This is a genomic window from Companilactobacillus mindensis DSM 14500, assembly GCF_001434275.1.
Classification (GTDB): Bacteria; Bacillota; Bacilli; order Lactobacillales; family Lactobacillaceae; genus Companilactobacillus; species Companilactobacillus mindensis.
Window position 1 is genome coordinate 1 of record NZ_AZEZ01000028.1, and the last position, 9,345, is coordinate 9,345.

Sequence of the window (9,345 nt, forward strand, 5' to 3'; positions counted from 1 at the left end):
TTCATAGCTATCAGCAGACCGAGTGAAACAAGGTCAATGCGCACTTACACATAGAATTTATTCTATGTTGTGCTAGACCCATTAAAAACCTGTATCAGAAGTCGCCGTTGGCGACAACTAAAAATCCAAATAAAACTAACCAAAATCAATTTGATCTAACATAGTTTCGGTACTGGCTTGGTCTAAGCCTAAATAAGCTAGAGTCATGGCTTCACTTGAATGATTTAATAAGTGCATGACTAAGCCAATATTGTAATTGGATTGCGTATAAACGCGATAAGCCCCAGTTTTGCGCATAGTGTGGGTACCAAGGTAATTAATGCTTAAAGGATCGCCGACTTTGCTCATGATTTTATAGAACTGTTTTTCCGTAATATGGCGTTCTGGGTGTTGAATTGAAGGAAAGAGCCAGTCAGAATCCAGCTTATGATCAAGCAGCCATTGACGGTACAATAAGAGCTCTGTTTGAACAGGTTTAAGGTACAAGGTATTAGGTTTACCAGTTTTTCGGTCATGAATAAACACATTTTGTTTAATAGAACCGTCCGGATTAAAAATATCGGCCTGTTTTAAGCCCATAAAGTCACTCACTCGCAGTAGCGTCGCTTTACCAACTTGAAAAATCGTATAGTTACGTCGGCCAGCTTTAAAGTTATTGAGTAACGTATCTTGAACCTCTTTAAGAACGTTTGAATCTTTGATGGGTAAGACAACTTGTTGCATAAGCTGTTAGTTCCTTTACTTTAAAATTAATTTAGTTGCAGAAAACCTAAAAATCGAATATTATAATGTAGTACGATGGTAAACTTAAAGGAGGCGGATTAGAATGAGTAATACTATTATTAAAAACAAGACAATTTCAACTCGTGTAACACCTGACATTAGTGAACGGGCTAAAGCTAATCTAGCAAAACAAGGGCTAACCGTTTCTGAGTATATACGCTTATCTTTAGTTAAAGCGGCCAATAATGAAGTTCGATTAGTCAGCTTTTTAGATTCTCCGGAAGCCTTAGCCGCTAAAAAAGAAGCAGAAACAGGGCAGGTCAAAAACATTGGTTCATTGACTGACTTTGAAGACTGGATCGATAAGTTAGATGCAAATTAAACAGACCAAATCTTTTGAACGTGAATTAAAAAAACTAGTCAAAAAACATTTCCCAATAACTGTCTTGAAGCCTTGTTTAGAAGCAATTGTTGAACAAGATGTACTTGTTTTGAAACAGATTAAAGATCATGCATTAAAAGGAAATTGGCGTGGCTATCGTGAATTTCACCCTGCCAGATGTGGAAATTATGGTAAAAATTATGACAACTGGATTGTTATTTATCAGCTAGATCATGATGAATTGATTTTGTTATTGGTTGCAACTGGCTCCCATGAAATCTTGAATCAATAGCTATAGTTTAGGGGCACTTATTAAAAAATAAATTAAAATAGCCCCCAATATCTATAATGTAGATATTGGGGGCTATTCTTTCAATGTTTTTGAGGGGTTATTTGAGACTTATAGACCCTTGAGTTATTCCAATTTCGTCAGCAATTTCATTAACTGTCAACTTCTTGTTAGATAGTAATGAAAGAATTTTATAGCGTGTCTGATCCCCGAATGCTTTAAACAACTGTACGCTACGTTCTAATTCAAGGGTACTTGGTAAATTATGTTCAGAAGATTTTGTCATTTAGTTCACCCTTAGGTAAGAATAAGTTTTATAGAAAAGCTTGATTTGAAGTAATATCAGCTTATTATACCGCAAAATGAATGACATTAAGAAGAACAACATAAGCATTTAAAATGTTTCTAATCAACTTTTTTTGCTAATTCATCAATTAGTTCAAAGAATTTTGTGTTGTCTACATCATATACAAGGTTTGCCTTGCGTCCATTTTCTGTTAAGAAAGTCCGACCATCACTAGGAGTCTTAGTGCTGACATCACATTTGACTTCTTTGGTTTTAACAAGACTTGAATCATAGAAATAGCAAGTTGTTAAAACGTCCCAAAGATAATAGGTAGAATAAGTTTCAAAGAGACCTAGTTCAGGAACAAAAGCATAACTGTTACCAATAAAGTCAAGTCCTGGATAACGGCGCTGAGCGGCCCAATGTAAGCGAACTGCTTGGGTTAACGGAACATTATTTGTACTTTCAAGACTAACCAAATCAATTTGGATATCTGAATCAAAAACGGTTTTTACAGCTTCGGGATCCCAGAAAGCATTCCATTCCTGCGTATTGTCAGAATCAGGTTCCTCAACATTTCCTTTTTCTAAGAATGTTCCACCCATCCAGACGAGACGTTTGATTTTTTTCGTAATACTTGAGTCGAGTTCTAACGCTCGAGCTAGATCCGTTAATGGACCAGTAAATACTAAAGTTACTTTATCTGAAGAAGATTGTAATTTATGCAGTAAGTCCAAATGAGCGGGTTCATTAGCTTCGGGAGTTACTATTTTACCGCTCTCGTTGAGAATAGGTAGTGCGTTCTCGGAATATGTCGAAATACGCCATTCCTTGGGAAAGGGATGAACACCGCGAGAGTTTGAGGTTGCTACAGCTAGGTTAACACCATGACCAAAGCGATCTATAATTTTACGACTTGCTTGAACAGAGGGACCAACATAACTGTCCGCATCAACGGCTCCAACCCCAATTAGTTCAGTATTGTCCATTTGTAGAAGTAAGAACAAAGAAATTAAGTCATCGACGCCACCATCATGATTGAAATATACTTTTTCTGACATGTATTATTTAAACCTCCATAAAATGTTTTAATCCAATGCAAAGCGAATTATACATAAAATGATAACGTTCGTCAAAACAGACAATTATTCATAAGATAACATCTTCTGTTAGAAAACGTTTTGCAAAAAACGAACGTTTGAAAAAAAAAACAAGAAAACATATTGATTTTGAATAACTTAATGTGTATATTATATTAATTAAGAAAATTAAATTTGGGGGCTGTATTCTAGTGAAAAAAAGAGTCTTAGCAGTATTAGCAGCAACAATGATGGCGGGAGCAATTCTTGTGGGGTGTGGAAATAATTCTTCATCTAGCAAAGGAACAAAATATTCAGCAGCTTTAGTAACTGATGGTGGCGGAATTGATGATAAATCATTTAATCAGTCAGCGTGGGAAGGACTAGAGAGCTGGGGGAAAAGCCACAATCTCCAAAAAGGTATTAATGGTTACAATTATACTCAATCTACTGATAATTCAGATTTCTTACCAAACATTAACAAGTTAGTCAAAGCAAAATATGCAACGATTTTTGGAATTGGTTATAAAATTGATAATGCTATTGCAAAGGCTTCAAAGGCAAATCCTGATGTTAATTTTGCAGTTGTTGATTCAGTTGTAAGTGATCGTAAGAATGTTGCTTCTGTAACATTTAAGACAGAACAATCTTCATTTCTTGCAGGGGTTGCTGCAGCCAAGACAACAAAGACAAATAAAGTTGGATTTATTGGTGGGATTCAAAGTGATGTTCTTACAACATTCGAAAAAGGATTTGAACAAGGTGTTAAAGCTGTAAATCCTGATATTAAAGTTGACGTTAAGTACGCGGGTTCATTTACAAAAGCGGATGTTGGTCAATCTTTAGCAACAGCTATGTATAACAATAATGAAGATGTTGTTTACCAAGCAGCAGGTGGAACTGGTGCAGGTGTTTTCACGGCAGCGAAGAATGTAGCCAAAAATGGTAAAAAAGTATGGGTTATCGGTGTTGATCAAGATCAAAAAGCTGATGGTAAGTACAAAGGTGGAAATGTTACTTTAGCTTCGGCTGTTAAGAAGGTTGGTACATCTGTTAAGGATCTCTCAAATGATGCAATGAAGAACAAATTCCCCGGTGGAAAAACTGTAACATACGATCTTAAGAGCAATGGTGTTGGACTTGTGAACGATAATATGTCAGCAAGTGCATTGAAAGCAGTTCAATCATATCAAGAAAAAATTGAAAATGGGACAATTAAAGTTAGCCCTAAATAATGAATTAAGGAACGGTTGCAATTAATAGAAATAGTTTATTACTATAATTAGTAATTGTTCGGACAAAAATGGTGAAGCATTGGGGAGATTACCAATACTTCACCATTTTAGTTCATAGGTAAGGTGGTCAGATGGTGAACTTTAAGGAGGGGCACATGGAAGATTATGTCGTTGAGATGAGACACATCACCAAGCAGTTTGGTAGCTATAAGGCAAATAATGATATTTCATTACAATTGAGAAAAGGTGAAATTCTAGCACTTTTGGGTGAAAATGGTGCTGGTAAATCAACTTTGATGGGAATGCTTTCAGGTTTATTGGAACCGACTGAGGGTGAGATATTAATTAATAACAAAGTTGTTAGAATGGACAACCCTAGAGATGCAAAACGACTAGGCATTGGGATGGTTCATCAGCATTTTATGTTAATTCCGGCATTTTCAGTACTAGAAAATATTATTCTTGGTGATGAACCTACAAAAGCAACAAGGATAGATTATAAAAAAGCAGCTAGTGATATTGAAGAATTGGCTGAAAAGTATCATTTAGATATTGATGTGCATGCAAAAGTTCGAGACATTACTGTCGGTATGCAACAAAGAGTCGAAATAATGAAGGCATTATACAGGAAAGCAAATATTTTTATTTTTGATGAACCAACGGCGGCTTTAACACCACAAGAAATTGACCAGTTTATCAAGATTTTACGCGCCCTCGCAGCAGAAGGTAATTCAGTTATTTTTATCACACACAAGCTCAAAGAAATTAAAGAAGTTGCGGACCGTTGTGTAGTAATCAGAATGGGAAAAGTTATTGAAACCGTTCAAGTTGCAGAAACAAAAGAAGAAACCCTTGCCGAAATGATGGTTGGTCGTAAGGTTAACTTTGCAGTAGAAAAAGAAGAAACTGATAAGACAAAGACTGTTTTGGCAGTCAATGATTTGAATGTTGAGGTTCATGGATTACCTAAGGTCAAAGATTTGAATCTAACAGTCCACAGCGGAGAAATTGTTGGTGTCGCCGGGGTTGATGGGAATGGTCAAAGTGAACTGATTGAAGCAATTACAGGACTACGCAAAATAAAAAAGGGAACTGTAGAATTAAAAGGCAAATTCTTGCAAAACTTGGGCGCTCGCAAGATCTCAGAGGCGGGAATAGGTTGTATTCCAGAAGATCGGCAAAATGTGGGCTTAATACTTCCTTTTACCATTGCCGAAAATCTTGTTTTAAAAAGCTATCATAAAAAACCCGCTAGTCAGCATGGTTTGTTAAATTATAAGAAAATCAATGAAATTGGTAGACAGCTTATTAAGTCATTTGATATTCGTTCGCAAAGTGAAAAGGAACTTGCGGGGGATCTCTCGGGAGGAAATCAACAAAAAGTAATTGTTGCAAGAGAAATTTCTGCTAATCCAGATCTTTTGATTGCAGCTAATCCAACTCGTGGTGTTGACATTGGAGCTATTGAGTATATACATGAAAAGATTATTGAGCAAAGAAATACGGGACATGCAGTACTTCTAATCAGTTTTGAGCTTGATGAAATCTTAAAACTTTCTGATCGAATCGTTGTAATGCATGAGGGTCAGATTGTTGGTGAGATTGATCCAAGACATACTTCAAGTGAAGAACTTGGATTAATGATGGCTGGAAAAACACCAATTGGACAAGAAGGATAGAGGAGGAACAGATAGTGCATACTAAATCACTTAAAGGATTGACTATACCTTTGATTTCAGTATTGGCCGGCTTTATAGTTGGTGCGATTTTGATGCTAATCTTTGGATATGACCCAATTCAAAATTACCAAAATCTTTTGAAAGGATCTCTTGGCGGAATTTATTCGATTGGGGAAACTTTGCGAAACATGATTTCTTTAATTTTAACGGCTTTGGGTTTTGCTGTAGCAAGTAAGGCTGGTTTTTTCAATATTGGTGGACCAGGACAATACTTAATTGGCTGGTTTGGCGCAATTGTTTTCACATTGAAGTTTTCACACTTACCTGCAGTTATTTTGATAATTGGGGCACTTTTGTGCGGCGCCTTAGCTGGAGGATTATGGTCCATGATAGCCGGTGTCTTACGGGCGTACTTTGGAACTAGTGAAGTTATTACTACAATTATGTTGAATTATATCATTTTGTACCTTGTTAATTTTGCAGTAAAGAGTTGGCTTGCTAGCAAAGGTAGTGATTCTTCACCAAATATCACTACTAAAGCAAATCTGAACACTCCTTTTTTACAACATATTACTGATAATTCAACGTTTAATTGGGGTTTCTTTATTGCTTTAGCCGTTGTGGGTTTGGTTTGGTTTTACTTCAAGAAAACTAAATCAGGATTTGAAATTCAAGCAGTTGGTTTAAATGAATCTGCTTCACAATATGCTGGTGTAAATGTGAAGAGAACAATAATTATTGCAATGTTAATCTCTGGTTTATTGGCTGGACTTGGTGGTGCCATTGATGGTTTAGGTAATTTTGAGAATATCTCAGTTTCTAATAATTTGCCTAATGTTGGTTATAACGGTATGGCAGTAGCTCTGTTAGCAGCTGGGAATCCAATTGGAATTATCTTTTCTGCATTGCTTTTCTCAGCTTTACAAATAGGAGGTTTGAGTATTTCGGTATACTCAAATACTCCAAGTGAAATCGTTGATATAGTTATAGCCTCAATCATCTTCTTCGTAGGTATCAAGTATGCATTCGAATTGATGACTAAAAAGGGTTGGCTAAAACGCAAGAATAAGGTAGTGAAGGGTGGTGCTGAAAAATGAGTTTAACAACTATTTTAATGACAGTCTTTTCAACAACTTTTGTGTATGCAGCACCACTTATCTTCACTGCATTAGGTGGAACTTTCTCTGAAAGAAGTGGTGTCGTTAATGTTGGACTTGAAGGTATGATGATAATTGGCGCTTTTGGAAGTACAGTGTTTAACTTGACTTTTGCAAGTACTTTTGGAAGTCTTACACCATGGATTTCATTATTTATTGGAGCCTTGTTTGGGTTAGTCTTTTCACTATTGCATGCTGTTGCAACCGTTACTTTTAGAGCTGATCATATTATTAGTGGAACTGTTTTGAATCTTATGGCACCGGCATTAGCAGTGTTTCTGACACGAGTTTTGTATGAGGGCAAAGGGCAAACACCGGTTATCAATCAAAGCATGGGTAATTTTACATTCCCACTCTTATCTAAAATTCCATTTATCGGTAAAGTTTTGTTTACTCATACCTCACTTATAGCTTTTATTGCAATTATTGTTGGGATTTTATGCTGGTATTTCTTTTTTCGCACAAGTTTGGGATTAAGAATGAGATCTGTTGGTGAAAATCCTATGGCGGCTGATATTCTAGGAATTAATGTAGTAAAATATAAGTACATGGGAGTTCTGATTTCTGGATTTATGGGGGGAATTGGTGGTGCTGTCATGGCACAGTCTATTACCTTAAACTTCTCAGCAAGCACGATTTCAGGGCAAGGTTTTATGTCATTAGCAGCTATGATTTTTGGAAAATGGAATCCTTTAGGAGCGACAGGAGCGGCATTATTCTTCGGTTTAGCGCAAAGCTTGCCAATTATCGGTGTCTACATTCCGTTATTATCGCATGTTAATACCGTTTGGTTCCAAATTGCACCATATGCAATAACAATCATTGTTTTGGTAATCTTCTTAGGCAAAGCTGTTGCACCTGCTGCAGACGGAGAGAATTACATCAAGGGAAAATAAACAGAATCTATGTTTTAAGTTAAATAAGAATTAAGGGGGCTGTGCCATAAGTCCTTCAAAATAGAAGAGATTAGTGAAAATCGTTCTTTGATTTTCACTAATCTCTTCTTTTTGTTTATAAAACAGTTATAATTGGTGCCTTTCGCCACCAATTTTCTAATATTCATTGCCATCAAGGCAATTCCAGCTTCCCTTTTTACCTTCTCAAGACCTCTAACCGAAAATTTTTTAAAACCCAAACAAGCCTTCAATCCACCAAAAACTGATTCAACATCTATTTTACGTTGTCCGTAAATTGAACCAGTTTGGTGATTTGAAAGCAACTTGCGTTCCTTAGCTTTGAAATACTCCCATGCGCTATTAATACTTATTTTACGAGGATTTCCGTTTTTAGTGAATGCTCGGTGATCAATTTTAAAATCGTTATCGTATTTGTTTGCCTGATACTCTTTAAATTCACGTACAAATCCGTACTTATCTTTGCGCTTACGGTAAGCATAAAAACTAAATCTAACTCCCCGCAGATCAATAAAATAATCGTCTTTAGGATGATACGCCCAATTCATCAGCAAGTTTTTTAGGCATTATTTCCAAACCCCTTTCGGAGTTCAGCAAGTGCTTCTTGTCTTGCTTGATCTCTTATTCTTTTATCATGCTCGGCCTGTTTATCGACTAATGCTTGTTTCTCAGTAGAACCTAAAGTTAATCCTTTAACTTTATCAATAGCGCGCCATTTTTGATGGTCTGTTAGTTCACTATTATGCTGAATATTGAAAAGCTTTTGTCTTTCATCTTGAAATTGTCCTTGTGAGAAGTCGTTTGCGTTCTTTTTTTCTGATTTCCAAGTAAATGAGTAACCAATAACTGGCTTGCCACGTCCTTTACCATATTTTTTTCTAATAGTTAGACCCCTGAAAAGAGGAGTTAGTTCTTCCTTAATTGGCTGAATAACTCTGGATTCAACATTTGCAGGTTTGTTCCAATAGCTTTGCGGAATATCAAGTAATTCAAAAAAGTCACTTTTAGAAAAGTAAGCATAACCAGTAGTTCGAAATTGTTTAAGGAGACGAAACATTGTTTTTGCATAACTACTCTTTAGATCTCTAAACTCTGCTAAAGCATATCGAACCCAACTTTCAAGATTATTTAGAAGTTTCAATGCCTTGGGGTAAATTTGAATATCAACATAAGGGACTTCTGCTGAACCCTTAATCTCAAATCGAGTGAACATGACAAACATTTCTCTATCAAGCCCATCTTTACTTCTAGAGCCAAAACTAAGACCTAATATTTTTTGATATGTACTTTGTATGTCATCAATAAATCGGTTATTTGCGGTTGGTTTATATGCGCTTAATTCTTTTAACTGATCAAAAGTAAACCTAACAGTATCATCACCTTTATCACGCATTCTAGAAACAATAGAAAAGAACAGATTCATTTCTACAGGAGTAAATCTTCTCAAAGGGATTGTATTCAATTCAGGATCATATTTGACTAATTCATTGCTCATAAAGTAACCTCCTTGAATAATACTACTTTATTTGAATACGGAAGTAAATGAATGTAGTCGATAAACAGACAAAATGTAGTCGATAAACAGACAAAATGTAGTCGAT

10 protein-coding genes and 1 pseudogene are annotated in these 9,345 nt (G+C 36.0%); 6 read left to right on the forward strand and 5 right to left on the reverse strand.

All coding sequences use genetic code 11. The features are described 5' to 3' along the window. Window positions 1–135: 135 nt before the first annotated feature. Window positions 136–723: a site-specific integrase gene (locus tag FD29_RS03440; RefSeq protein WP_057887570.1), complete on the reverse strand. Its 588-nt coding sequence runs from the start codon at window positions 721–723 to the stop codon at window positions 136–138. A 103-nt stretch (window positions 724–826) separates the two neighbouring features. Between FD29_RS03440 and FD29_RS03445 the strand changes: the two genes are divergently transcribed. Further along, the gene (locus FD29_RS03445) at window positions 827–1,105 is read left to right on the forward strand and encodes a plasmid mobilization protein (protein WP_003625288.1); all 279 of its coding nucleotides are present in this window, start codon (window positions 827–829) and stop codon (window positions 1,103–1,105) included. Beyond that, window positions 1,095–1,397: a type II toxin-antitoxin system YafQ family toxin gene (locus FD29_RS03450; RefSeq protein ID WP_057887571.1), complete on the forward strand. Its 303-nt coding sequence runs from the start codon at window positions 1,095–1,097 to the stop codon at window positions 1,395–1,397. Before FD29_RS03445 ends, FD29_RS03450 begins: the two co-directional genes overlap by 11 nt. A 106-nt stretch (window positions 1,398–1,503) precedes the next feature. Here FD29_RS03450 and FD29_RS03455 read toward each other — a convergent pair. Together FD29_RS03455 and FD29_RS03460 are read right to left on the reverse strand one after the other, a co-directional pair. Next, window positions 1,504–1,680, reverse strand: a pseudogene (locus FD29_RS03455) (ArsR/SmtB family transcription factor); the annotation flags it as partial. A gap of 119 nt (window positions 1,681–1,799) precedes the next feature. After that, complete coding sequence (locus FD29_RS03460) at window positions 1,800–2,741, reverse strand: nucleoside hydrolase (protein ID WP_057887572.1); 942 nt, start codon at window positions 2,739–2,741, stop codon at window positions 1,800–1,802. A 266-nt stretch (window positions 2,742–3,007) separates the two neighbouring features. Here FD29_RS03460 and FD29_RS03465 point away from each other — a divergent pair, with 266 nt between their 5' ends. The 4 genes from FD29_RS03465 (at window position 3,008) to FD29_RS03480 (ending at window position 7,726) form a co-directional block, all read left to right on the forward strand. Then, window positions 3,008–3,994 carry a BMP family lipoprotein gene (locus FD29_RS03465; RefSeq protein ID WP_371862724.1) on the forward strand — a complete coding sequence of 329 codons (987 nt, stop codon included), beginning with the start codon at window positions 3,008–3,010 and terminating at the stop codon, window positions 3,992–3,994. Between the two features lie 155 nt (window positions 3,995–4,149). Then, entirely contained in the window at window positions 4,150–5,673 is a 1,524-nt protein-coding gene (locus FD29_RS03470; RefSeq protein ID WP_057887574.1) for an ABC transporter ATP-binding protein, read from the forward strand. A gap of 14 nt (window positions 5,674–5,687) precedes the next feature. After that, complete coding sequence (locus tag FD29_RS03475; RefSeq protein ID WP_057887575.1) at window positions 5,688–6,770, forward strand: ABC transporter permease; 1,083 nt, start codon at window positions 5,688–5,690, stop codon at window positions 6,768–6,770. Beyond that, entirely contained in the window at window positions 6,767–7,726 is a 960-nt protein-coding gene (locus FD29_RS03480) for an ABC transporter permease (protein ID WP_057887576.1), read from the forward strand. Before FD29_RS03475 ends, FD29_RS03480 begins: the two co-directional genes overlap by 4 nt. 14 nt (window positions 7,727–7,740) lie before the next feature. Here FD29_RS03480 and FD29_RS03485 read toward each other — a convergent pair whose 3' ends face one another. Further along, window positions 7,741–8,292, reverse strand: a complete 552-nt coding sequence (locus tag FD29_RS03485) for a transposase (protein WP_057887577.1) — start codon at window positions 8,290–8,292, stop codon at window positions 7,741–7,743. Between the two features lie 11 nt (window positions 8,293–8,303). Beyond that, window positions 8,304–9,239 carry a replication initiation protein gene (locus FD29_RS03490; protein WP_057887578.1) on the reverse strand — a complete coding sequence of 312 codons (936 nt, stop codon included), beginning with the start codon at window positions 9,237–9,239 and terminating at the stop codon, window positions 8,304–8,306. Window positions 9,240–9,345 lie beyond the last annotated feature (106 nt).

Bases quoted from the DNA above. Each gene is read 5' to 3' on its own strand.
- FD29_RS03440 (WP_057887570.1), bottom strand. From the start codon at position 723: ATGCAACAAGTTGTCTTACCCATCAAAGATTCAAACGTTCTTAAAGAG.
- FD29_RS03445 (WP_003625288.1), top strand. From the start codon at position 827: ATGAGTAATACTATTATTAAAAACAAGACAATTTCAACTCGTGTAACA.
- FD29_RS03450 (WP_057887571.1), top strand. From the start codon at position 1,095: ATGCAAATTAAACAGACCAAATCTTTTGAACGTGAATTAAAAAAACTA.
- FD29_RS03460 (WP_057887572.1), bottom strand. From the start codon at position 2,741: ATGTCAGAAAAAGTATATTTCAATCATGATGGTGGCGTCGATGACTTA.
- FD29_RS03465 (WP_371862724.1), top strand. From the start codon at position 3,008: ATGATGGCGGGAGCAATTCTTGTGGGGTGTGGAAATAATTCTTCATCT.
- FD29_RS03470 (WP_057887574.1), top strand. From the start codon at position 4,150: ATGGAAGATTATGTCGTTGAGATGAGACACATCACCAAGCAGTTTGGT.
- FD29_RS03480 (WP_057887576.1), top strand. From the start codon at position 6,767: ATGAGTTTAACAACTATTTTAATGACAGTCTTTTCAACAACTTTTGTG.
- FD29_RS03485 (WP_057887577.1), bottom strand. From the start codon at position 8,292: ATGAATTGGGCGTATCATCCTAAAGACGATTATTTTATTGATCTGCGG.
- FD29_RS03490 (WP_057887578.1), bottom strand. From the start codon at position 9,239: ATGAGCAATGAATTAGTCAAATATGATCCTGAATTGAATACAATCCCT.